At 72.0% G+C, this 22,969-nt stretch carries 19 protein-coding genes, 1 tRNA gene, 1 pseudogene and 1 riboswitch; of the genes and pseudogenes, 19 read left to right on the top strand and 2 right to left on the bottom strand.

What is annotated here, in order from left to right; genetic code table 11:
• Positions 1-160 precede the first annotated feature (160 nt).
• The 17 genes from FNX44_RS07700 to FNX44_RS07620 all read left to right on the top strand — a co-directional run bounded on the left by FNX44_RS07700 (position 161) and on the right by FNX44_RS07620 (position 20,695).
• Complete coding sequence (locus tag FNX44_RS07700) at positions 161-2,683, top strand: dCTP deaminase domain-containing protein (protein WP_143647230.1); 2,523 nt, start codon at positions 161-163, stop codon at positions 2,681-2,683.
• 1 nt (position 2,684) lies between these two features.
• Positions 2,685-3,920, top strand: a complete 1,236-nt coding sequence (locus FNX44_RS07695) for a hypothetical protein (protein ID WP_143647229.1) — start codon at positions 2,685-2,687, stop codon at positions 3,918-3,920.
• On the top strand, positions 3,917-4,699 hold the full coding sequence (locus tag FNX44_RS07690; protein ID WP_143647228.1) for an HAD-IA family hydrolase: 783 nt from the start codon (positions 3,917-3,919) through the stop codon (positions 4,697-4,699). Before FNX44_RS07695 ends, FNX44_RS07690 begins: the two co-directional genes overlap by 4 nt.
• The gene (locus FNX44_RS07685) at positions 4,696-7,506 is read left to right on the top strand and encodes a DUF6001 family protein (RefSeq protein ID WP_143647227.1); all 2,811 of its coding nucleotides are present in this window, start codon (positions 4,696-4,698) and stop codon (positions 7,504-7,506) included. Before FNX44_RS07690 ends, FNX44_RS07685 begins: the two co-directional genes overlap by 4 nt.
• On the top strand, positions 7,503-8,102 hold the full coding sequence (locus FNX44_RS07680) for a DUF6031 family protein (protein WP_143647226.1): 600 nt from the start codon (positions 7,503-7,505) through the stop codon (positions 8,100-8,102). Before FNX44_RS07685 ends, FNX44_RS07680 begins: the two co-directional genes overlap by 4 nt.
• Before the next feature lie 22 nt (positions 8,103-8,124).
• Positions 8,125-8,589 carry a type II toxin-antitoxin system RatA family toxin gene (locus FNX44_RS07675; RefSeq protein WP_143647225.1) on the top strand — a complete coding sequence of 155 codons (465 nt, stop codon included), beginning with the start codon at positions 8,125-8,127 and terminating at the stop codon, positions 8,587-8,589.
• Entirely contained in the window at positions 8,586-9,710 is a 1,125-nt protein-coding gene (locus FNX44_RS07670; protein ID WP_228449728.1) for a hypothetical protein, read from the top strand. The genes FNX44_RS07675 and FNX44_RS07670 overlap by 4 nt, the downstream gene beginning before the upstream one ends.
• Positions 9,707-10,270: a P-loop NTPase family protein gene (locus tag FNX44_RS07665; protein WP_143647224.1), complete on the top strand. Its 564-nt coding sequence runs from the start codon at positions 9,707-9,709 to the stop codon at positions 10,268-10,270. The genes FNX44_RS07670 and FNX44_RS07665 overlap by 4 nt, the downstream gene beginning before the upstream one ends.
• The gene (locus FNX44_RS07660; protein WP_143647223.1) at positions 10,267-10,794 is read left to right on the top strand and encodes a dCTP deaminase; all 528 of its coding nucleotides are present in this window, start codon (positions 10,267-10,269) and stop codon (positions 10,792-10,794) included. Before FNX44_RS07665 ends, FNX44_RS07660 begins: the two co-directional genes overlap by 4 nt.
• The gene (locus FNX44_RS07655; protein ID WP_143647222.1) at positions 10,781-12,151 is read left to right on the top strand and encodes a cation:proton antiporter; all 1,371 of its coding nucleotides are present in this window, start codon (positions 10,781-10,783) and stop codon (positions 12,149-12,151) included. The genes FNX44_RS07660 and FNX44_RS07655 overlap by 14 nt, the downstream gene beginning before the upstream one ends.
• A gap of 82 nt (positions 12,152-12,233) precedes the next feature.
• Positions 12,234-13,493: an ATP-grasp domain-containing protein gene (locus tag FNX44_RS07650; protein ID WP_143647221.1), complete on the top strand. Its 1,260-nt coding sequence runs from the start codon at positions 12,234-12,236 to the stop codon at positions 13,491-13,493.
• Positions 13,483-14,484: a DMT family transporter gene (locus FNX44_RS07645; RefSeq protein ID WP_143647220.1), complete on the top strand. Its 1,002-nt coding sequence runs from the start codon at positions 13,483-13,485 to the stop codon at positions 14,482-14,484. The genes FNX44_RS07650 and FNX44_RS07645 overlap by 11 nt, the downstream gene beginning before the upstream one ends.
• A 14-nt stretch (positions 14,485-14,498) precedes the next feature.
• Complete coding sequence (locus FNX44_RS07640) at positions 14,499-15,230, top strand: phosphodiesterase (RefSeq protein WP_153506994.1); 732 nt, start codon at positions 14,499-14,501, stop codon at positions 15,228-15,230.
• 239 nt (positions 15,231-15,469) lie between these two features.
• A riboswitch (cobalamin riboswitch) is annotated at positions 15,470-15,654 on the top strand.
• A gap of 256 nt (positions 15,655-15,910) precedes the next feature.
• Positions 15,911-16,990: an ABC transporter substrate-binding protein gene (locus FNX44_RS07635; protein WP_173019127.1), complete on the top strand. Its 1,080-nt coding sequence runs from the start codon at positions 15,911-15,913 to the stop codon at positions 16,988-16,990.
• Positions 16,971-18,062, top strand: coding sequence for a FecCD family ABC transporter permease (locus FNX44_RS07630; RefSeq protein WP_143647217.1), 1,092 nt, complete (start codon positions 16,971-16,973; stop codon positions 18,060-18,062). The genes FNX44_RS07635 and FNX44_RS07630 overlap by 20 nt, the downstream gene beginning before the upstream one ends.
• Positions 18,055-18,828: an ABC transporter ATP-binding protein gene (locus tag FNX44_RS07625; RefSeq protein WP_143647216.1), complete on the top strand. Its 774-nt coding sequence runs from the start codon at positions 18,055-18,057 to the stop codon at positions 18,826-18,828. The genes FNX44_RS07630 and FNX44_RS07625 overlap by 8 nt, the downstream gene beginning before the upstream one ends.
• Positions 18,829-18,859: 31 nt before the next feature.
• Positions 18,860-20,695 (top strand): TIM barrel protein, encoded by a 1,836-nt coding sequence (locus FNX44_RS07620; protein WP_143647215.1) that lies wholly within the window; start codon positions 18,860-18,862, stop codon positions 20,693-20,695.
• Between the two features lie 222 nt (positions 20,696-20,917).
• On the opposite strand, the gene FNX44_RS07615 is transcribed toward FNX44_RS07620, so the two are convergent.
• Positions 20,918-20,990, bottom strand: a tRNA-Ala gene (locus tag FNX44_RS07615).
• 130 nt (positions 20,991-21,120) lie between these two features.
• Between FNX44_RS07615 and FNX44_RS07610 the strand changes: the two genes are divergently transcribed.
• Positions 21,121-21,669, top strand: a complete 549-nt coding sequence (locus FNX44_RS07610; protein WP_143647214.1) for a helix-turn-helix domain-containing protein — start codon at positions 21,121-21,123, stop codon at positions 21,667-21,669.
• Between the two features lie 105 nt (positions 21,670-21,774).
• Here FNX44_RS07610 and FNX44_RS28835 read toward each other — a convergent pair whose 3' ends face one another.
• Positions 21,775-21,909 carry a DLW-39 family protein gene (locus FNX44_RS28835; protein WP_323369114.1) on the bottom strand — a complete coding sequence of 45 codons (135 nt, stop codon included), beginning with the start codon at positions 21,907-21,909 and terminating at the stop codon, positions 21,775-21,777.
• 347 nt (positions 21,910-22,256) lie between these two features.
• Here FNX44_RS28835 and FNX44_RS07600 point away from each other — a divergent pair.
• Positions 22,257-22,969, top strand: a pseudogene (locus tag FNX44_RS07600) (ATP-dependent helicase); the annotation flags it as partial.

Below are 22,969 nucleotides of genomic sequence, written 5' to 3'. Positions count from 1 at the left end.
ACCCGCCCCCGACCCGACAGCGCCGTCGCGGGGGTTCGGCTTCCGACGCTCCTCATGACCAACCCGGGCAGGCCGCGGACGTGCCAGGCGCGCTTCGACCACGACGCCGATGACGCCGCCACGCCGGCGTGCGCCCCGGGGATCAGCGAATAGGCGACACATGATTCTCACCGGGACCGAGATCGAGCGTGAACGCAGGAACGGGCGGATAACGATCGAGCCGTTCACGCCGGAACAGGTCAATCCGAACAGCTACAACTTCCGCCTCGGAAGGACCCTGCGGGTCTACCGGGAGATGCCCCTCGACGCCCGCCACACCAACGAGGTCGAGGAGATCGAGATCCCGGACGAGGGCTACGTCCTGGAGCCCGGCCGCCTCTATCTCGCCCACACCGTCGAGCGGTTGGGCAGCGAGCACTACGCGCCGACGTTCGCGGCCCGCTCGTCGGTGGCCCGGCTCGGCCTGTTCATCAACCTCTCGGCGAGCCTGGGGGACATCGGCTACACCGGCCAGTGGACGCTGCAGCTCTACAGCATGAACCGGGTCAGGGTGTACCCGGGCATCAACATCGGCCAGATGATGTGGTGGCGCCCGCAGGGCGAGATCGTGCTCTACGACGGCAAGTACCAGGGGTCCGTCGGGCCTCGCTCCAGCGACATCCACGTCGACTTCGACAAGCAGTTCGCCAGGCAGCGGTTCCCCGGACTCGGGGCCACTTTCGAGGCCGACGAGGTCGGCCCGAAGTTCGCCGGGCTCGCGCGGGCGAGTGCGGACTTCCGGGTGCCCGCCGCGTTCTGCGTCCCGGCGGGTGAGTTCGTCGACGCGCTCACCGAGGAGCAGCGCAACGAGCTTGCGGACGCCTTCACCGATCTCAGGGCCACCGTGGGCGCGTTCTTCGCGGACTCCGTGGCGCGCATCCAGAAGACCACCGCCGAGATACGCCTTCCGCGGCAGGCGCGGGTACTGCTGGCGGCGCGGCTCGCCGAGCTGTTCAAGGACGCCGACGGGGTGGAGTTCGCCGTCCGCTCCTCGGGGCTGGACGAGGACACCGGCACCTCCAGTCTCGCCGGCGTGCACCAGTCGGTCCTCGGGGTCCGGGGAGCCGACGCGGTGATCGACGCCGTCGAGAGCTGCTGGCGGTCCCACTACGAGGCCCCGGCGGTCGCCGCCCGGATCCGGGCCGGGGACTTCAGCCCGACGCCGCGACTCGCGGTCATCGTGCAGCGCATGGTGCGCCCCACGCTCGCGGGTGTGGCCTTCACCGGTCTCGACGGCCCCGAAGGCACCACCGACCCTGAGGGCACCGGCGCCGCGAAGGTGGTCGTCGAGTACGTCGAGGGCCTTGCCGACGAGTTGGTGGCCGGTGTCGCCGTGCCGCGGCGCGTCGACTCGGTCGCGCTGGCCGCCGGGCCCGCGCCCGAGGCGTCACGGGACCACCCCGTTCTCCTGGAGGTCGTCGACCTCGTGCGCCGGCTGCGCGAGGACCGGGGCCACGACGTGGACGTCGAGTGGGCGGCCGACGCCGACGGGGTCCATCTCGTGCAGGTCAGGCCGCTGACCGCCGCCCGCGAGGTCTCCACCGTCTCCGCCGGGCCCGTCGCCGAGGGGTACCGACTGTACGTGGACGACCTGCCCTCGTCCTTCACTCTCGGCGCGGTGGCGGCCGTCTACGGCGGCTACACGGCCAAGCGCGGTCCCGCCCACCGGCTGGCCCACCGGCACGGTGTGGCCACCGGCGCCGGCTGGGTCCTGCGCTTCAACGGCCGCGGGCTGCACGGGGAGCGGACGTCGAACGCCCTGCGGGAGATGCTGGCCGGCGGCTCCGACGAGTGCGTGCTGGATTTCGGCGACAACCTGCGGCAGATCGTGGTCCCCAAGGAGGACGTGCTCGACCGGCTCGCGGTGACCAGCGGCGCGAGCCCCGACGGGACGGCCCTGCACAGCGTCATCGTCAGGGACTTCGTGCGCGGCCAACTCGGTGTGATCTCCCGCCGGGTCGACGGCGGGGGCCTGGTGGTCGAGTACACGGAGGAGGGCCTGATGGCGCTCAACCGGGGGACCGCCGGCGGCGAGACGATCATCGTCGGGGACGTGTCCGACGACAGCGCCGACGTGTCCTTCCCGGCCTCCGGCGCGGTGCTGCGTCCGCACCTCGACGAGATCGGGCGCTTCACCGAGGCGATGCACGCCGAGTACGGGCCCGTCACCCTGGAGTGGGTGCACGACGACGGCACCCTGTACTTCGTCGACTACTCGGTGCTGGGAGGGGACGACGCCGTCACCGTCGCGCACGGCGAGGTCTGCATCTCCCCCGGCACCGCGCGCGGGCCGCTGCTGAGACTCGACGACGACGCGCTGCTGCGCAGACTCTCGATCGGCCCGGCGGTGAGCATCGACAAGTCCCGGGACGTCAGCGAGCACGACGGCCTCGCCCGGATCCTCGAACAGGTCGCGTCGTACGAGCGGAAGCCCGTGGTGAGTGCCGCCCGGCCGTACGCCGTGCTCTCCGTACTCCTCGACCACGTCGCCGGCTTCGTCTTCGACCAGGGATCGGCGCTGGGGCACCTGGCGATCCTGCTGCGGGAGGCCCGGATACCGGCGGTGACCGCGGCCGGGATCAGCGGCACAGAGGTAGTGATCAGCGACGGCACGGTCACGACGACCGGCAGCAAGGGAGCCTGACGTGAGTGACACATCCGCGCCGACGGACGACCGACGGGCCTGGTTGGCGCTCGGCGGCCTGCACCTGCTCAACGGCACGGCTCCGCTGTCCGGCGGCGACCCCGTGGTGCTCGTCGAACTCGCCGCCCCCGTCGAGGACGCCTTCCCGAGCAACACCGTGGTGGTGCGGTGGGACCGGCTCGGGCAGCGCGAACTGCTCGCCACGACGGTCGACGGTGCGCGCCGGAACACGGCGACGGCCCGGGGCGAGGACCTGTTCCCCGGGATGCTGCCGGGCGCCGAGCTCAGCTCCGCGGTGGCCGCGGTGAGCGGCCCGGCCCCGGGGCCGCTGGTCCCGCTCTTCTACCTGACGGCGAGCGGCGACCGGCTTCACGTGCACAGCCAGATCAGGTTCCTCGCCGAGGACGCCTGCTTCATCCGCACCACCGCCGAACCGCTGGTCGGCGCGGATGTGGCGGATCTGGGCTGGTTGGCGGAGGCGCTGCGCCTGCACGCGGAGAACTTCCTCTTCCTCAACAACCACCAGCGCTACTACCGCAAGTGCTTCGAGGGCAAGGAACTCGAGTACAAGTACACACTCGCCCCGCCCGTCGACTCCTGGACGCTGACCGTCGAGCTCTACGGCCGGCTGCTTGCCGGCGCGCTGCCGGGCTACGTCATGGAGTACCGGGACGAGTGGCAGGCCTGGGACTACCTGAACCACCTCTTCGAGGTCACCGGCCCCGAGGAGGAGCGGGGCTACGCCTCGTTCATCCCCACCACCGACGGCAGGCACCTCCTCAAGCGGAAGTGGTACGCGGAGGACGCCTTCAACCGCCGGGAGACCCACACCTACGGCCTCGACCTGGCGGACGACGGCGGCTTCGAGCGGTACGTCCGCGAGGAGCTGGGGGTCGACGCCGTACGGCTGCCGTCGTTCCGCCGCGTCCGCTACGACGTGAACTTCGAGTCGGTGCGCACCGGTCACGTCTACGGGATCTTCTTCGACCACTCCAGCCTGGTCGAGGCCCGCGACGTCACGCTCAACCAGTGCGAACTGGAGTACCTGCGCAGCCGCGTCGCGGTGCCGCCGGACGAGGGCGCGGTGCTGGAGGAGATGGCGGAGATCGCCTCCTGGCTGGAGTCCTTCCTGCGGGAGCGCGGTCTCGACGACACCCGCGGCTTCTACTCGAAGCGGACCTTCCTCAAGGACGCCGTGGCCGCACGCCCCGAGCTGGCCCGCGAGGTGAGCCGATGACGGGCGTACCGGTGCGGGCCGTCCTGCTCGACCTGGAAGGCACGCTGTACGCCAAGGGTGCCGCGATCGAGGGAGCGGCCGAGGCCGTGGCCGCGCTGCGCGAACTCGGCGTCGGGCTGCGCTTCCTGACCAACACGGACTCCAAGCCGGCCGCCCGCCTCGTCGTCGAACTCGCCGACTACGGGCTCGCGGTAGCGGCGGAGGAGCTGTTCACCCCGGTGGTCGCCGCCGAACGGCTGCTCACCTCCGAAGGGGCACGCACCTACCCGCTCGTGTCACGCGAGTTGCGCGCCGCGCTGCCGACACTGGCGGACGAGCCGCCCTACAGCCACGTGCTCGTCGGGGACTGCCGGGACACCCTCGACTACCCGGCGCTCGACGGCGCCTTCCGGGCCGTACGGGACGGCGCGGAACTCCTCGCGCTGCAGACCGGCCGCTACTTCAAGCGCGCCGACGGCGACCACCTGGACACCGGCGCGATCGTACGGGCGATCGAGCACGCCGCCGGGACCACCGCCCGGGTACTCGGAAAGCCGGCGACGGACTTCTTCGCGCTCGCGGCGCGCTCGCTGGACGCGGCTCCCGCCGAGTGCGTCGTGGTCGGCGACGACGCGACCACCGACATCGCCGGCGGCCGGTCGGCCGGCATGCGGACCGTCCAGGTGCGGACAGGGAAGTACGCCGACCAGCGGGCCGAGGGGCTTACGGGACAGGCCGGCCACGAGATCGACTCTGTCACCGAACTCCCGGACCTACTACGTGAGTTGGTCGGCCCGTGACCGTCTACTGGGTGGTGTGGGACGCGGCCGCGCACTGGGTCGTGGACCGGCTGGAGCGCGAGGGAGCGCTGCCCGCCGTGAGCCGCATGCGGCGCGACGGTGTGCTCACCGCGGCCCGCCCGGCGTACCCCAACTGCCAGACGCCGCCGTCGCTGGCCACCCTGTTCACGGGAACCTGGCCCCGGGAGCACGGCGTGACGGGGTTCACCGTCCCCGGCGCGGGAGAAGGCCTCGACAGCCACGTCAGCGGCTTCGCGCCGGGCTTTCCCGCCGTGCCGCCGGTGTGGGAGGTGCTTGCGGCCCATGACCTGAGCAGCGCGTTCGTCCACACACCGTGGGTGTTCGACGAGACGGGCCGGGTCGGGTCGCACGTCGACGTCGCCGTCGAGGCGTACAGCCGACGTCTGACCCGGCACGCGGCACTGGCGCCGCGGCCCGGCGAACAGGACTGGCGGATAGGCGGGTTCGACGTCGCGGTCACCGCGCCGGCGCGGCCGTCCGACCCGGTCCGGCTGACCGCCGCGGATTCCCCGGCCGGGAACCTCGTCCTCGGAACGGACGGCGAGTGGCGGCCGCTGGCGCTGGACGGGGACCACGGGACCTGGGTCACCCGGCTTGTCGTCGACGGCCGGCTGACGCTTGTGCACACCGGTGTGTGGCGGCCGCGGACCGCCGGGCGGAACCGGGCCGCGCTGCGGCGGCTGGCCGAGTGCCCGCCGTTCGCCGGTGAGGGAGTCGGCCCGCTGTACCGCGAGGGCGTGTTCGGCCCGCGTCTCGCCGAGGGCGGCGACGGCACGGCGGAGGAGGTCTTCCTGTCGTCGGTGGAGTGCGTGGCGGAACACTTCGCCGCAGCGACGGGCGCCGTTCTGGAGACCCACGACGCCGACCTGGTGGTGGTCTACCTCCCGATGACGGACGACGTCGGCCACGAGCTGCTGGGCTGGTGCGACGAGCGGAGCGCGGCCCACCGACCGGATGTCTCCGAGGCCGTGTGGGCCCGGGTGCGCCGCTGCTACCAGTGGTGCGACACGGTGCTCGGCCGGGTGCTCGACCGCGCCGGGGCGGAGGACACCGTGCTCCTCGGCGCGGACCACGGCATGGTGGGCAGCACCCACCTCGTCCACCTCGGCGACGCCCTGCTGCGCGCCGGCCTCAGCCACGCGCGGGCCGACGGCGGCCTCGACGCCGAACGGTCGGCGGTGTTCTACCACCCGGCGAACAACGGCTCCCTGTGGGTCGGCCCCGGCCTGGCAGGCGACCCCGAGGGCGCGCGCGCCGCCATGCGCCGGGCCCACGCCGTGCTGCGGACACTCACCGACCCGGAGACCGGCCGCCCGGTGGTGACCGGCTTCCTGGACCGGGACCACCTCCGGCCCGCCGATCCGGACGGCGACCCCTTCGTGTCCTTTGTCGTCCTCGCCGACGACTACCAGCCGACCGCCCGACCGGCGGGCGACGGTGCGGTGGTCCGCCGCACTCCGAAGACCGGCGCCCACGTCGTGCACACCGGCGACGACAGACTGCACGCCGTCCACGCCGCCCTCGGGTCCGGCGTCCCGGCCGGCCCGGTACCGCCTCTGGTCGACAACACGTGGCCGGCGCGGCTTGTCCGCCACGTGCTGGGCGCCGCCCCCGCCGGTCCCGGCGGTGCCGCGGTGACGTTCCCGAACCCCCCGAAGAGAGTTGATGGAATGCCGTCCGGTTTCCCACCCGCCCGGTCGGCGGCCGACCTCGTCGAGCGCCGCCACCGCAACGTGGCCGCCTTCCTGGCGGGCCGGTCCCTGGAGGCGAAGTGGCTCTCCGACCTGATGCGTGAGCGCGTCGGCGAGGGACTGCTGCTGCTCACCAGCTCGCCGGTGCACGGCCTCGCCAATCCCACCAGCGACCTGGACTTCATCCGCGTCCAGGAGGCCCCGATCGACGGGCCCCGGATCTCGACCAAGATCTTCGAGGACGGCCACCACCTCGAGGTGGTCTCGTTCAGCCGCGCCGAACTCGCCTCCAATCTGGAGGAGTTGCACCGGCTTGCCGGCCTCCCCGTCGAGGAGACCGTGGCCGGCTTCCGGCGGTGGGACAAGGAACGCGAGCCGCGCCGCAAGCAGACCGAGCGCATCGTCAACGGCCTCACCCTGGACGGTTCCGCGCCCTTCGTCGACTGGCTGCCGCCGCTCGGCCGGGTGTGGAGCCGCGCCTCCCTCCAACTCGCCGTGGAACAGGCCGTCCACTGCCTGCTCGCGGAGAGCGCGGGGGAGACCAGGGGCCGGGTGGGCTACGCCTACAACGTGCTGCTGCACCTCATGGACGCGCTGCTGTCGCACCACGGCGACGTGTACACCACCCGCAAGTGGTACGCGCTGCGGTGGGCCCGGATGACGGCGCAGGGCGGCTGGCACGACAACCGGCTCGAAGCGGTCGCCACGGACCTGGAACGGCTGCGCAAGGGCGTCGGCGCCACCCTGCGGCCCTCCGCCGCCACCGAGCCGCTGGCCGGCGCGTTCGCCGCCCTCACCCTCGACGCCGTACGGGCCACCGGCACCGCCTCGGCCGTGACCGTCGCGGTCGAGGCCGAAGGACCCGGCGTGGTGGCCAAGCCGTTCCTGCCGGACGCCTCGCTGCTGCTGAACGCCGGCTCCGCGGTGGTGCTGCCCGGCGTCGGCGCCGAGGACGGCCTCCCGCTCGCCGGCGCCCCCGTGGGCCTCGACGAACTGGCCGGTCTCGACGCCCGGTCGGCGGCCACCCTGCTGCGCGCACTGCGCGCGGGCGTGGCCCGCCTGCGGATCGGTTACCCGGACGGGACGGCCCGATGACCAGCTACCCGGACAAGGAGTCGGACATGACCGAGGGCCGACCGGCCCGCGCCACGCGGACCGCAGCCGAGCTCACCGCCTTCCCCTCCGTGCGCGCCGGCCACGTCATGACCGGCCCGGCGTCGGTGGAGGCCTGGACCCAGGCGGCCTGGCTGATGCTCGCCGAGGGGCGGGCGTACATCGAGGACCTCGAAGGCGGCACGGAACAGCCGCAGATGCAGCAGGCCGCGAAGCTCCGCCTGCTCGAACAGCTCCTCGACATCGACCAGCGCCTGGCGGGCCGCGTACCCGTGGACGACGCGCACTGCCTGGCGGTCTGCCTGGAGTACGGGATGCGGGAGGTCGTGGACGCCACCGGCCCCGAACTCGCCGATGTCTTCGGGCTGGACGAGGAGTTCGGCGGCGAGAGCTGCGCCGTCGACGAGATCCACCTGCTCTGGGAACGGCTCCTCGACGCCTTCCCCGGGGAACTGCCCGACCGGCTCGTCGCCGAGGGGCAGCGGGACATGCTGCTGACCCTGCGCGTGTGGGCCGACCTCGCCCGCGCGGCAGGGCTCGACATCGGCTTCCTCGCCCCCTTCATGAAAGCCGCCTGAAACAGGAAGAACGAGGTGGGACATGCCCGAGATCCGGGCCGAGACACTGGTCGGGGGGATGACCCCGGAGACGGTGTGGCCACTGGTCAAGGACAGCGCCGGGATCGCCTCCCCGGCCGCACACGTGGTCTCCGTACGAGCGCTGTCCGAGCAGGACCGGACGTTCCGGCTGAACGAGTGGAAGGTCCTGCTCAACGGCAGCGAGGTGACCTGGACCCAACGCGAGGCGGCCGGCCCCGGCCTGCGGCTGCGCTTCGAGCAGACCACGGGGGACCTGGAACGGCTCTCCGGGGAGTGGGCCGTGAGCGCCGCCCACGACGGCACCCTCGTACGCCTCACCCTCGCGTACGAGCTCGGCGTCGACGGACTGGCGCCGCTCCTCGAACCGATCTGGACCCAGTCCTTCCAGGCCCACGCGGACGCGCTGACACGAGCGGTGTCGGCCCGCGCCGCGGAACACCGCGCGACGGAGAAGAACCCGACATGAGTCTGTACCTGAACTTCCTGCACACCACCGTGCGGTTCGACGTGGCCGCCGAGGCCGAGGCCGCTTTCGCCCCGGTGCGGCGCTTCTTCCGGCACCTGATCTCCACGGACGCGCCCCGCGAGCCGACCTTCCGGATCGACGTACGGCACTACGAGCCGGAGAGGGACGTCGCCCCGCACGTGTGGCGGACGCCCACGTCCGTCGTACGGCGCAGCAACGCGGCGGAGTTCAACTTCGACGCGCACGTGGTCGAGGGCGGCGGACGGCGGCTCTACGTGAACCGCGCAACGCTGCTGGACACCCCGGTCGACACGGCGAAGGACAACACCTTCGCGCTGCGCGTCACCGAGCGCTCCACCGTCCAGGTCCTCGACTTCGTCCGCGACCTGGTGATCCGCAACGAGGAGAACACCGGCACCGTCGTGCTGCACGCCTCGGGCGCGCACCGGGACGGCGAGGCAGTGATCATCGCCGGGCCCAAGGGAGCCGGCAAGACCACCACCCTGCTGTCCGTCCTGCGCCGCCCCGGCTGGCGGTACTTCACCGGCGACAAGCTGTTCTGCACGGTCGAGTCAGGCGCCGTCGTCGTCCACCCGTGGCGCGACTACCCGTACGTGGGCGTGGGGACGATCCGGGCCGATCCGCGGCTCGAGTCGATGGTCCGCGAAGGCGTCGACGACCGCGTCGACGACCACGACCCCGGCCACAAGATCCTCATCGACCCCGACGTCTTCGAGTCCTGGCTCGGCTCGGAGTTCAGCGCCGAGCCCCGGCGGCTCACCGCGCTGCTGCTGCCCGAGGTCGTGCCCGGCGAGCCGCTGTCCGTCCGGCACCTCACGGACGGCAACGAGCGCTGGGCGCATCTGAACAAGATCGTGGACAGGCAGGTGGACACCACCTTCTTCACCTGGCAGTCCTACCTCGTCCCGGACTACACGGACTTCTACCGCTCCCTGGCCGGGCTGCGCACCGCGCTCGACTCCGTCGCCATGGTCAGGCTGCGCGGCACGCTCGACGTCGACCCGGACGCGGTCCTCGGCCGGTCCGACGCCCCCGCGCAGACAACCGCACCGACAACCGCACCGACAACCGCACCGACAACCGCGCAGGAGAACGGATGACCACGCCCGAAGCCCCCCGCCCCCTGCGAATCGCGGTGATCGGCCTGGCCGGCGCCGGCAAGTCGACCTGTGCGACGCTCATCGAGGAGTTCGCCCGCGACAAGGGCCTGGCCCACGCCCGGGTCAAGCTCGCCACCCCGCTGTACGACCTGCAGGCCGAGGTGTACCGCCGGGCCGGCGGATCGCTCGCCGCGGGGGCGCAGGACCAGGTCCTGATGGAGGCGCTCGCCGACGCGATGCGCCGGATCCGGCCCGAGTCCCTGGCCGACGACTTCACCGCCCGCCTCGCCGCCGTCGACGCGGACCTGGTCGTCAACGACGACCTGCGCGACCCGCACGTGGACGCCCCGGCGCTGCGCGCCCACGGCTTCCGGATACTGCGCGTCACCTGCGACGAGGAACTGCGCCAGACCCGGCTGGCCGGACGCGGTGACCCGTCCCGCGCCGACCGCTCCACCCGGGAGATCGACCTGATCACACCGGACGCCGTGCTCGACAACGGTTCGGACCTGCACACCTACCGGTCCGCCGTCCACGAACTGCTGGGGAGTTGGCTGTGATTCTGAGCGGGCCCGAGATCCTCGCCGAGGTGCGGGCGGGGCGCATACACATCGACGACTTCGACCCGGAACGCCTCGAACCGAACAGCTACGGCTTCCGCCTCGCCGACGACATCCTCTGGTACGAGCAGGACGTCATCGACTGCTTCGAACCGCCCCACGCCACCCACGTGAAGATAGGCCCCGAGGGCATGGTCCTCGAACCCGGGCGCTTCTACCTCGGCGGCACCATGGAGGCGATGGGCAGCCCGCACTACGCCGCCACCCTCTACGCCTGCCGGTCGGCCTCCACACTCGGCATCTGGATCCAGTTCTCCGCCCCGCTCGGACACAGCGGCGCCGTCTTCCCGTGGACGCTGGAGATGAAGGTCGCCCACCCGGTGCGGGTGTACCCGGGCATGATGATCGGCAAGCTGGCCTTCTGGTCCATGCAGGGTGACGCGGTGGAGTACGACGGCAAGTACACCGGCTCCTCCTCCGCCGTCGCCTCCCGCCTCAGCCTGGACCGGCATGTCGCAGGTTGACCTGTTCCGGGTCCTTGCCGCGCTCGCCCTGCTGCTGACCGCGGCCCACCTGGTCGGCCGGCTCTTCGCCCGCTACCGGCAGCCCCCGGTGATCGGCGAGATCCTCGGAGGCCTGCTGCTCGGGCCCACGGTGCTGGGCCGGCTGCTGCCCGACGCGCAGGAGTGGCTCTTCCCCGACGACGGCCCGGCGGCGTCCGCGCTGGCGCTGGTCCACCTGCTCGGCATGCTGCTGCTGATGTTCGTCGCCGGGATGGAGATGCGCACCGTCTTCTCCCGGGCGGACGGAAGACCGGTACTGGTCATCGCGCTCGCGGGCATGGTCGTGCCCTTCGCCCTGGGGCTGCTCGCCGTGCGGCTGGTCGACACCGACCGGGTGATCGGGCCCGCCCAGGACGTCACGGCGCTGACCCTGGTCGTCGCCTGCGCCATCGCCGTCACCAGCATCCCGGTGATCTCCCGGATCATGCTGGACCTGGGCATCATCAGGACCCGCTTCGCCCGCGTGGTCCTGTCGGTCGCGGTCCTCGAGGACATCGTGCTCAACGTGATCCTCTCCGTCGCCCTCGGCATGGTGGCGGGCTCCCACCCGGGCGCGTTCGGTCTGTCGCAGTCCCTCGGCGTGACATCCGCGAACGGCTCGGCCCTGTACCACTCGGTGGCGTCGGTGGCCTTCTTCGCCCTCGTGGTCCTCGCCGCCGCCGCCCTGCGGAGACTGCGGGGGGCGGCCTCCCCCGACGGCGCGGCTCGGACGCCGGTAACGGTGGCCGTCCGCATGGCGGTCATCCTCGCCGTGGCGGCGAGCTGCGTCTTCCTTGGCGTGGCGCCCATGTTCGGCGCGTTTGTGGTGGGCCTGCTCTCCGGAGTCGCCGGGAGCGCCCGCCGGGCCGGGCCCGGCGAACCGCTCGTGCAACTGCGGGCCTTCGCGTCCGGGTTCTTCATCCCGGTGTACTTCGCGGTCGTCGGTCTGAAGCTCGACCTGTTCCGCTCCTTCGACCTCTGGCTCACCGCGGGGTTCATCCTGGTCGCCTGCCTCGCCAAGGCGACCAGCGTGTACGCCGGGGCACGACTGGCACGGCAGCCGAAGGCCGAGTCGCTGGACCTCGCCGTCGCGCTCAACGCGCGCGGCGGACCCGGAATCGTGCTCGCCACCGTCTCCTTCGACGCCGGCATCGTCAACGCACCGATGTTCACCACGCTGGTGCTCACCGCGATCGTCACCTCGCAGATCGCCGGGTGGTGGCTGGAGCGGGCGGTCTCCCGCGGCGCCTTCCCGCCGGACGGCCCGACCGACGGCGCCGCCTCACGGGACAGCCCGCCGGCGCCCCGACCCGAAAGCCGACTCACCAACTCCGCCTGACCAAGGCCCCCTCGCAACGGACCCTCACAACGGACCCTCACAACGGCCCCCTCACGAAGGCCCCCTCACAAAGGACGTGCTCATGAACACCGCCAGGAGCGGTCGCCCCGTCGTCGCGATCGTCGACGCCTACTCCACGGCGAGCCATCTCGCGCCGCTCTTCCACGCCGCCGGCCACGACTGCCTCCACGTGCGGAGCGTCGCCGAACCACCGCCGGTCTTCGCGTCCTCCTTCCGCCCCGAGGACTTCGTGGACACGGTCACCCACCGCGGCGACGTGGCCGAGACCCTGGCGGCGATCAGACCGTACGCCCCGGTCGCACTGCTGGCGGGCGCCGAGATAGGCGTCGAACTCGCCGACGTCCTCAGCGAGGCGCTCGGGGTGCGGAGCAACGGGACCGCGCTGAGCGCCGCCCGGCGCGACAAGTACCGGATGATGGAGACCGTGCGGTCCGCCGGCGTGCCGGCCGTCGACCAGATCCTCGCCGGCGACCTCGACACCCTGCTGGACTGGTACGGCGACACCGACCGGACGGTCGTCCTCAAGCCGGTGCGCAGCGCCCTCAACGACGGTGTCTCCTTCTGCTCCACCGCCGCCGAGGTCAGGACCGCCTTCGGCGACCTCGTCGGCGCGGACAGCGCGCTCGGCGTCCGCAACGACGCGGTGCTCGCCCAGGAGTACCTGGTCGGCGCCGAGTACTACGTCAACACCGTCAGCCTCGACGGCCGGCACCGGGTGTGCGACCTGTGGAAGACGCAGCACCTCGGCGTCAACGGCGTCAGGGACCTGCTCGGCGGCTCGTCGCTCATGGCGTCCCGCGGCCCCGAGCAGGACCTGCTGGCCGAGTACGCCTTCTCCGTGCTCGACGCCCTGGGCATCCGCAACGGGCCCGCGCACACAGAGCTGAAGCTCACCCCGGACGGCCCCCGCCTGGTCGAGACCGGCGCCCGCGTGTGCGGCGCCATGCTGCCGCTCCTCACCCGGGCCGCTCTCGGCGAGAGCCAACTGGAGTGGACCGTGCTCGCCTACACGGACCCGGATGCCTTCGAGGCGCGCCGGCGCACCGACTACCCCCTCACACGCCACGCGGTCTGCGTCAACATGATCGCGCCCGAGAGCGGCAAGCTGCTGGACTACCCCAAGCTCGACGAGCTGCGGGCCCTGGAGAGCTTCCACGACGTCCTGCTGAAGGTCCGGCCTGGCGAGGAGCTGTCGCGGACCGTCAACGACCTCACCTATCCGATGCTCGTCCACCTCGTCCACGAGGTCGAAGGCGTGGTCACCCACGACTACATGACGGCCCGGCACCTCGACGGCGAGGGTTTCTACCATGTCGTCTAGTCCGCCCGTGCCGTCCCGTTCGCCCGGCCGCCGCTTCGCCCTGGCGGCCGGCCCGCTCCTGGTGCTCGGCTACTGCGTCATCAACTCGACGAAGTCGGTCCTGGAGGGCGCGCTGGTGCAGGGCCTGTCGCCCGAGTTCATCGCGTTCAACGCCTTTGCCGTCGCCCAGGCCTTCTACTTCCTGACCCTGCGCGACAAGCAGGCGCTCCGGACGGCGGTCAGGCGCTGCCTGCCCGACGTGATCATGCTGAACATCTCCACCGCGGTCTGCTGGATCGCGGTGCTGTACGCGTTCACGGTGCTCGAACCGGCCGTGGCCAACTCGATGATCATCGGGCTCGGACCCACCCTCACCATCGTGCTCGGCTTCAAGCTCCGCCCGGGGACAAAGCCCCTGCCGCTCGAACTTGCCGCCGCGGCAGCCATGTTGGGCGCCATGACCTACCTGCTGGTCATGGCCCACGACGGGGCGTCGGCCCTCGGCGACGTCCCGACCGGAGACCTCGTCTTCGGTCTGGTGATGTGCTTCCTCACCTCCCTCTCGCTCTCCGGCATCACCTTCTACACAAGGCGACTGGGCGACGCGGGGATGACGGTCCCGCAGATGATGGCCTCCCGCTTTGTCGTCCTCGTCGCCGCCACCCTCGTCCTCCTCGTCGTACGCGACAGCTTCGGCACCTACTCGCCCGCCAACGTGGGCGCGCTCCTCGCGATCAGCCTCGTCGGCGTCATCATCTCGCTCTACCTGCTCCAGCAGGGCATCGTGCGGACCGAGCCGATCACGGTCTCGATGCTGTTCGGCACGAACCTGCTGATCACCTACCTGACGCAGTTCCTCGACCCGAGGCTCGACCAGTCCCAGCACGTCTTCCTCGGCATCGCCGGGCTGTGCGCGGCGATGTGCCTGGGCACCTGGGCCCGCTGGCGCCACGACAGGCAGACCAGCAGGGCCGCCACCCCGACACCGACCACCGAAAGGGTCGAGCGGTGACCGTACTGGCCCACATGAGCGACCTGCACCTGGACGGCGGCAGCGCCGCCGCGGACCGCGTCCGAAGCGTCGTCGACCACCTCGCCGGCCTGCCCGGCCGAGTCGACGCCGTCCTCGTCACCGGCGACCTCGCCGACCACGGAACCGAGGAGGAGTACCGGGAGGCCCGTGCCGCGCTGGCACCGCTACGGGACCGCTACCGCGTACTGACGTGCCCCGGCAACCACGACTCCCGACCCGAGTACCGGGCGTTCCTGCTCGGCCTGCCCACCGGCACCGACCCCGTCAACGAGGTCCACGAGATCGACGGCGTACGGGTGCTCATGTGCGACTCCTCGATCCCCGGCCGCTCGGAGGGCGAACTGGCACCCGCAACCCTGCACTGGCTCGACACCACCCTGGCCGCCGCCCAGGACCAGCCGGCCTTCGTCGCCCTCCACCACCCCCCGGTGCCGCTCGGACTGCCCTACCTCGACCGGATCGGCCTCCGCGAACCCCAGGCCCTGGCCGACGTCCTCGCCCGCCACCCGCAGGTCGCGGCCGTCCTCTGCGGCCACGCCCACACCGCCGCCACGACGTCCTTCGCCGGCCGCCCGCTGGTCTGCGCCCCGGGCATCGCCTCCACCGCGCTGCCCCCGTGGGAACAAGGCCCCGACGACTCCTGGAAGACCCACCAGGCCCCGCCGGCCCTCACCTTCCACCTGTTCCACAACGGCCACCTCACCAGCCACGTCAGAGCACTGTAGAACCAGCGCCGGCCGCCACGGCGCGTTCCAGGGCGTCGTCATCGATGTCGATCCGGGTCACAGACATGCCGTACCGCCCCGCGAATTTGCCAATGGACACAGAGCTGTACGTCACCAACATCGCCTCCGTGACAACCGGTCCGCGATGCTGTGACCCGAACAGACCCCCTGGTCCCGGGCCCGGTATGACTGTCTGCCCCTGCGCCGGTACGCCGACCTGGCCTTCTTCCCCCCGTGCGGGCGGGTTGGCTACTGTGGGCAGTCTACGATCGCGACGGGAACCAGGAAGCCGGTGGGAATCCGGCACGGTCCCGCCACTGTGACCGGGGAGCGGACCCCACGCACGACCACGGCCGGAAGGCTGGAAGGTCGGGGTGAGCGACGATCCGGGAGTCAGGACACTGACCTGTCGCGGACACCATCCACGGGGCGTGGACCCCAGGAGGCGTGCATGCGGCCTGCGGCACCGGCAAGTGCGGCAGGTTCGTTCGGGTGCTCGGCATGCGGCGGGTAGGGCCCAGTGGGCCGAAGCCGGCGTGTGCCGCCGTCCCGGCTGCCGGCCCCTGGCGGCCTGTGCCCCGGACGCGAGAGGAACCCGGATGCCTGCCGTGTTTTCCCGGAGGACGCAACCCTCCGGCCCCCCGGACCCCCGGCCGAGCCTGGACGTTTCGCGTCGCCGGTTGCTCGGAGGCGCGCTCGCCGCGGCCACCCTGCCCTTCCTCGGGACCGCCTGCGGACGTACCGAGCAGACGAAATCCGGCAGTGGGCTGACCGTCACCGATCTGACCGGTCAGAAACTCGAACTGCCGGGCCCGGCACACCGGGTGGTGACGATCCCGCTGCCCGCCGCGTCCATGGTGGTCGCGGTGAACGGGGGACCGGAGGTGCTGGCCGGGATGAACGCCGCGTCACTCACCGCGATCAAGGGCAGTTTCCTGGGCGAGGCGTATCCGGAGCTGCTCAAGGTGCCCACCGATGTGGCCGGTGCCGAGTTCGCGCCCAACGTGGAGAGCGTCCTCGCACGGAACCCGGATGTGGTGATCCAGTGGGGCGACCGGGGCCCGGGCATCGTCGACCCGCTGCGCAAAGCGGGCCTGAAGGTCGCTCAGCTCACCTACGGCACGCAGGCGGACCTGGAGGGCGCCGTCGCCATGTACGGCCGGCTGCTCGGCAAGCAGGACCGGGCCGACCGTATCGCCGACGGCATGCGCCGACAGCTGAAGAAGCTGCGCACGGAGCTTCCCGGCCGAGCGGGCACCCCGCCGTCCGTGCTCTATCTGCGGGGAGCCTCCGACGGTCTGCAGGTCGGAGGGGGCGACTCGTACAACCACTTCGTCACCGAGCTCGTCGGCGGCCGCAACCCCGCCGCCGAGATCAAGGCCGAACAGGCCACCATCGACGTCGAGCAGCTGCTGAAGTGGGACCCCGACATCATCCTGCTCGGCAACTTCGGTCCGGCCACACCGAAGGACATGTATGACGACCCGACACTGGCAGCCCTGCGGGCGGTGCGTGAGCGCCGTATCTACAAGGTGCCGCTGGGCGGATACCGATGGGATCCGCCCAGCCAGGAGTCCCCGCTGATGTGGCAGTGGCTCGCCGGTCTGGTCCACGGCACCGGGGGCCCGGGACTGCGGGCCGAGGTCGTCCGTGAGTACGCCTTCCTCTACGGCGCCAAGCCCACCGACGCCCAGCTGGACACCATCCTCAAGCTGCCGGCCAACTCCGGCTCCCGGGACTATGACGACTTCGGCCGCTGAGCGGACAGGGGCGCGCGACCACGGCCCCGAACCCGCCGCCGCACCGGCCTTCGGGCGCCGACGGCAGCGTTCCGCGCTGATCGGGCTGCCGGTCGCGGTGCTGCTCACCGGCGTCATCGCCCTCGGCGTCGGCCGCTACACGGTCGGCTTCGACGACGTCGTACGGATCCTGCTCGGGCAGGTGCTCCCGATCGAGCGGACCTGGTCGGACACCGAGGAGGCCGCCGTACTCCAGGTGCGGCTCCCTCGGGTGCTGCTGGCCATGCTGGTCGGCGCGGGGCTCGCGGTCTGCGGTGCGGCGCTCCAGGCAGTCTTCGGCAACCCGATCGTCAGCCCGCAGATCCTCGGTGTCTCCTCCGGAGCGTCCTTCGGCGGAGCGCTCGCGATCGTGCTCGGCCTGGGGTCGACCGCGCTGGTGCTCGGCTCGTTCGGCTTCGGACTGCTCGCGCTGGTGGCGGTGTTCGCCACCAGCCGGGTGCGTGGGCCCGCACCACCGCTGACGATCGTGCTCGCCGGCATTGTCGTCGGAGCGTTCTTCTCGGCGCTGGTCTCCCTGCTCACGTACCTCGCCGACCCCTACGGCGAGCTCCAGTCCATCGTGTTCTGGCTGCTGGGGAGTCTGGCCACGGCCACCTACGGCAAGGTCGCCGTGGCCGCGGTGCCGGTCCTGCTCGGTGGGGCACTGATCTACGCACTGCGCTGGCGGATCAACGTTCTCTCCCTCGGGGACGAGGACGCCATGACCCTCGGACTACGCCCGAGGCGGCTGCGCTGGCTGCTGCTCACCGCAGTGGCCGCGGTCGTCGCCGGAGCGGTCGCGGTGAGCGGCGTCATCGGCTGGGTGGGACTCGTGGTGCCTCACCTGGCCCGGCTGTGGGTCGGCCCCGACCACCGAGTGCTCATCCCGGTGAGCCTCGGCCTGGGTGCGGCGTACCTCACCGTCATCGACACCGTGACCCGCAACCTGGGGGTGGCCGAGATCCCGCTGGGTGTGCTCACCGCGCTCGTCGGAGCGCCGGTGTTCCTCTTGCTGCTGCACCGCAGCCGCCGCCGGATGTGGTCCGATGCTTGAGTTCGACGGGCTCGGCTTCTCCCACGACCCCGGGCAGGACCCCGGACGCTGGCTCTTCCGCGATGTCTCCCACAAGCTCGCCCCCGGCGAGGTCCTCACCGTCCTCGGCCCGAACGGCCGCGGCAAGACCACCCTGCTGCGCTGTGTCGCCGGCCTCACCACCCCCACCGAAGGACGGGTACGGGCCGACGGCGCGGTCGGCTTCGTCCCGCAGAGTCACCACACCACCTTCGCCTACACCGCCCTGGACATGGTGCTCATGGGCCGCGTACGCCACCTGCGTGCGCTGGCCACCCCCGGCCGCCGGGACCACGAGCTCGCCTATGGCGCCCTGGGGCGAGTCGGCATCGGTCACCTGGCCGACCGCGACTACCCGACGCTGAGCGGGGGAGAGCGCCAACTGGTGCTGATCGCCCGCGCGATCGCCGCCCAGGGCCCGGTACTCGTCCTCGACGAGCCCGCGTCCGCGCTGGATCTGCGCAACCAGGGGCGGGTGCTGGATCTGCTGCGCGGCCTTGCCGACGAGGGCCTCGCCATTGTGCTGACCACCCATCATCCCGACCACGCGATGGAGATCGCCGACACAGCGATGCTCATGTTCGGCGGCACCGACGTCCGGATCGGCCCGGCCGATGAACTGCTCACCGACAGTGCAGTCGGAGCCCTCTACGGCGTCCGCGCACACACCCTCGTCCTCAACGAGGACCCCGGTGGCGCGCCCCGCCGAGTGATCGTCACCCGTTACGACCAGGAGCTGCCCTCATGACCACCGCCCACCGGCCGGAGAGGTGCCGTCCATGACACCCCTGCCCGCCATCGCCTGCACTGTGCGCCCCTGGGCTCAGTTCCCGCTTCAGCGTGCGCTGCACGGCATCCGTACGGCCGGTTTCAACGCGGTCGCCCTCCCGGTGCACGGGGTCACCGAGGTGATCACCCCCGACACCCCGGCCGCAGGGGCCGAGGAGATCGGCGCGCTCATCCGCAACCACGGGCTGCGGCTGCTGGTCCTCAGCCACGCCGCCGACCTGGACCGCGACGACGACCAGGCGCTGGGCGCGCTGCGCCGCCAGATCGACCACTGCGCCCGGCTGGAGGTGCCGACCCTGGTCGACATGGGGTGCCCCGAACTCACCCACGGCGACCGCTATCTACGGCTCATGGCAGCCGCCGCCCCGTACGCCGCCGCCCATGGGGTGACCATCGCCGTCAAGCCGCACGGCGGGCTGACCCGTACCGCTGCCGACACCTTGTCCGTCGTCGAACGCGTCGGCCACGACGCCTTCCGAGCCTGCTGGGACGCGGGAAATCTGGTGCACTACGGCGGTGAGCCGCCCGCTCGGGGACTGGCCGAACTCGCCCCGTACATCGCTGCGGTCGGCGTCCGTGACCACCCGGTCCGTGGCCGGTACCGGGCTACCACCACCGGAGGCATGCCGCCCGCGATCACCCCCGGCGACGGCATCGTGGACTTCACCGAGCTCTACCGGACCCTGCGCGCACACGGCTTCACCGGGCCGAGCGCCGTGGAGAGCGTCACCAGGCTCGGCACCGTCGAAGAGCTCGACTCCGAGGCGGACCGGGCCCGCCGAAACCTGCTCGACGCAATGGCCGGCCGCGTACCGGACCGCCCGGAACCGGCACGTACGATCCCGGCCCGGCTGTCCTGCTCCCTCGTCGCCCGCACCGCCGCGGAGGACCCGATCGGCACCGCCCGCCCCTTCGACCGGTTCCTCATGCTCGAACTCCCCCTGCCCTGGCCACCGGGGATGGGCACCCCGGTGTGGGAGACCGACCGGGTCCCCGCCCCTCTGCGTGCCGCACTGCGCACCGCCACCCGCCGCACCGAGGAACGCGGCCTGACCATGAAGACGTTCGCCGCCGCACCCGACCCGGAGTACTCCACCCCCGGCCTGATCCGGATCATCCGCTTCGACCGCGCCCCAGGCCCGGCCGCTCCCCTGACCCGTACGGAACACCACCTCCCCACCGACCGGGCCCCGGCCCTGATCAGCGGTCTCTTCACCGACGACCCAGCCGCCCTCACTCCCTTCGCCCGGTTCCGCGACCCGACCCCGCACCGTGACCTGGTCGTCTGCACCCATGCTTCGGTCGACGCGTGCTGCGGCACGCTCGGCTACCCGTTCTTCCAGCAGCTTCGCCGGGCCCACGGCAGCACGGGGAAGGTACGGGTGTGGCGCATCAGCAGCTTCGGCGGCCACCGCTTCGCCCCCACCCTGGTCGACTTCCCGGAAGGCCGCGTCTGGGGCAACCTCACCCCGGACCGCATGGACCAGCTGGTCAACCGCACCGGCAGCCCCGCCGATCTGATGGACCTCTACCGAGGCTGGGCCTGCCTGCCCCACCCCGGCGAGCAGGTCCTCGAACGTGAGCTTTTCCGTACCTACGGATGGGACTGGCCCGCGCACCACCTGAGCCTTCGCCCGACCACCGACACCCACTACCGCCTCACGGCCCACGACCCCCGGTCCGGCACCACCCACCGCCACACGGCCGAACTCCAGCACCTGGGCCCGCAGCCGGTCCTGATCGGCTGCGACCGCACCGCCGGCGAAGTCCAGCGCTACAACGCTTCCCTCCACCCCCGGACGGCGCCGGCCCGCGCCCGTCCGTAGCCAGGGCTCCGAAACCGCCGAGGCGCCCCGGCAGTAGCTCGCTGCCCCGGACGGTTCGCCGCGAGGGCCCAAGGGATCACGAACCCCACAAGGCGCCATGTCGGCGACAGGACCCGCCCGAGGCCTAGAAGGTCCGGCCTCCCACTGCCGTCAGTGCTGACATGTCAGCACCAAAAGCCCCCCTGAACCACGTTTCCGCAGGTCAAGGGGGCTTCCCAAAAGTGGAGCCTAGGAGAGTCGAACTCCTGACATCTGCCATGCAAAGACAGCGCTCTACCAACTGAGCTAAGGCCCCGTAGCCCCACCAGGGTACCTGGTCCGCCCGCTGATTTCCGACCGGGTCTCGCCCCGGAGATCAACGCTCCGTAGGATGCGCGGCAAGTTCGCTGTCGCGAAGCGAACAGGGGAGATTCAGGGGAGACAGCATGGATGCAGCACAGCAGGACGCCACGGCCAAGGCGAGGGAGCTGCAAAGCGCCTGGTACGGGGAACCGCTCGGCACCCTCTTCCGGCGGCTGATCGACGACCTGGGGCTGAACCAGGCGCGACTGGCGGCCGTGTTGGGGCTGTCGGCGCCGATGCTCTCCCAGCTGATGAGCGGCCAGCGGGCCAAGATCGGGAACCCGGCCGTGGTGCAGCGCGTGCAGGCGCTCCAGGAGCTGGCCTCCGAGGTGGCCGGCGGTCACCTCAGCGCCGCGGACGCCACCAAGCGCATGGACGAGATCCGGCGGTCGGCGGGCCAGAGCGTGCTCAGCGCCAACGGTCAGCCGACGGCGTCCGGCCAGCAGACGACCGTGAAGCGCGCGGTGCGCGAGATCCAGTCGCTGCTGCGGGCCATCTCCGACGCACAGGGTGTACTCGCCGCCTCGCAGCTGCTGGCCGAGGACCACCCCGAACTGGCCGAGTTCCTCAAGGTCTACGGCGCCGGCAAGACGTCGGACGCGGTGCGGCACTACGAGGCTCACCAGGCCTGAGGGCCCCCGACCCGTCGTGGCGCGCGACTCACCGCGGACATGGCGAAGCCCCGGCCGATTCGGACCCCGGCCGGGGCTTCACACGGAACGCTGGGGTGTCGCGGCTCACGCACCCGGGCCCGCGGGCACCGAGTCGGTGGCCTCGGTCCACAGGTCCTGCTCGGCCCGGTCCGCCTGGATCTGGCGGTACACGAGGAGCCCACCGATGGCGGCCAGCGCGACCAGGAGAAACTTCTTCACGGCGCTACCTCGTCCTTCTGGAAGACGTCAAAACCATACTGGCGCCCGATGATACCCAACATGTGCGTTGCCGCCCCGGGCCGCACCGGGCCGCGTCGAGCCGCCTCCGGACAGCGCACGACCGGCCACTCGAGCCGCGCGTTCGCACTGGCGTTCGCCTCCTCGCGCCGCTGTCCCGGACCGTCCGTAGGGCGGCGGAACACGGGCGGCGGGGCAGGTCGTTGTCGTCGGCGGGCGCGGCGCGGCCGGTGACGGTTCTTCCGATCTTCCTTCCCCGGTCCGTGCGACGCTGAAGGCGGCTCAGCCGCTGAGACCGGCCACGCCGGACCGAGAGGAAGCCAGGGGACATGGCAGGGAAGACGGGTGCGGAGGTGGAGGACCTCACGCGGTGCGCGGTGCTCTTCGAGGCGGCCGACCCGCCCCGCACCGGCACGGTGGTGTTCTGGAACGCGCACGGCGGCCCCCCGGCGCGGGACGAGGTGGACGTCGTCGTCGTCGAGGACGGGACGCCCGTGATCCGTACGGTCCCGGCGGTCCGGCTGCCGGTCGCCGACGCGCTGCCCGTGCTGGCGCGCGCGGCCGGTCCGGGAGCGGGGGCCGATCCGGCCGCCGCCTTCTGGGGCGGGGCCGCGGCGATCGCCCTGCACCTGGCGGCGCGGGAGCGGCTGCTGCCCGGCGTGACGCCCGACGGCTACGACGCCTGGCGGGTCGGCCCGCTGGACCTGGACGACGTCCGCCGGGTACGGGAACTCGTCGCCGCGGCACCGCCCGAGGCGTACGCCACACCGCTGGCCGGCACGGGTGGCGCGGCCGTGCGGCTGCCCGAACCGGAGGGCCTGGTAAGGGCGTTCCTGGACGCCGTCGCCGACACGCTGCCGCGTACGCCCGCCGCCCAGGCGGCGACCGGCCGGGCGGCCTTCGCCGCCGCCGAACCGCAGTACGTGCCCCAGCTGCGCGGCTGGGCCGAGGAGGTGTCGGCCGGGCTCGACTCCGGGGTGCGGGTCTCCCTGCGGATCGAGCTGGTGGCCGCCGAACCGAAGACGGGCGGGCATCGGCAAGG

It is taken from the genome of Streptomyces alkaliterrae (assembly GCF_007097205.2).
Classification (GTDB): Bacteria; Actinomycetota; Actinomycetes; order Streptomycetales; family Streptomycetaceae; genus Streptomyces; species Streptomyces alkaliterrae.
Note: the sequence above shows the minus strand (reverse complement) of the source record. Positions and strands in the feature narration are given on the sequence as shown.

Bases quoted from the DNA above. Each gene is read 5' to 3' on its own strand.
- FNX44_RS07665 (WP_143647224.1), top strand. From the start codon at position 9,707: ATGACCACGCCCGAAGCCCCCCGCCCCCTGCGAATCGCGGTGATCGGC.
- FNX44_RS07625 (WP_143647216.1), top strand. From the start codon at position 18,055: ATGCTTGAGTTCGACGGGCTCGGCTTCTCCCACGACCCCGGGCAGGAC.
- FNX44_RS07650 (WP_143647221.1), top strand. From the start codon at position 12,234: ATGAACACCGCCAGGAGCGGTCGCCCCGTCGTCGCGATCGTCGACGCC.
- FNX44_RS07620 (WP_143647215.1), top strand. From the start codon at position 18,860: ATGACACCCCTGCCCGCCATCGCCTGCACTGTGCGCCCCTGGGCTCAG.
- FNX44_RS07675 (WP_143647225.1), top strand. From the start codon at position 8,125: ATGCCCGAGATCCGGGCCGAGACACTGGTCGGGGGGATGACCCCGGAG.
- FNX44_RS07645 (WP_143647220.1), top strand. From the start codon at position 13,483: ATGTCGTCTAGTCCGCCCGTGCCGTCCCGTTCGCCCGGCCGCCGCTTC.
- FNX44_RS07640 (WP_153506994.1), top strand. From the start codon at position 14,499: ATGAGCGACCTGCACCTGGACGGCGGCAGCGCCGCCGCGGACCGCGTC.
- FNX44_RS07680 (WP_143647226.1), top strand. From the start codon at position 7,503: ATGACCAGCTACCCGGACAAGGAGTCGGACATGACCGAGGGCCGACCG.
- FNX44_RS07670 (WP_228449728.1), top strand. From the start codon at position 8,586: ATGAGTCTGTACCTGAACTTCCTGCACACCACCGTGCGGTTCGACGTG.
- FNX44_RS07610 (WP_143647214.1), top strand. From the start codon at position 21,121: ATGGATGCAGCACAGCAGGACGCCACGGCCAAGGCGAGGGAGCTGCAA.
- FNX44_RS07655 (WP_143647222.1), top strand. From the start codon at position 10,781: ATGTCGCAGGTTGACCTGTTCCGGGTCCTTGCCGCGCTCGCCCTGCTG.
- FNX44_RS07690 (WP_143647228.1), top strand. From the start codon at position 3,917: ATGACGGGCGTACCGGTGCGGGCCGTCCTGCTCGACCTGGAAGGCACG.
- FNX44_RS07630 (WP_143647217.1), top strand. From the start codon at position 16,971: ATGACGACTTCGGCCGCTGAGCGGACAGGGGCGCGCGACCACGGCCCC.
- FNX44_RS07700 (WP_143647230.1), top strand. From the start codon at position 161: ATGATTCTCACCGGGACCGAGATCGAGCGTGAACGCAGGAACGGGCGG.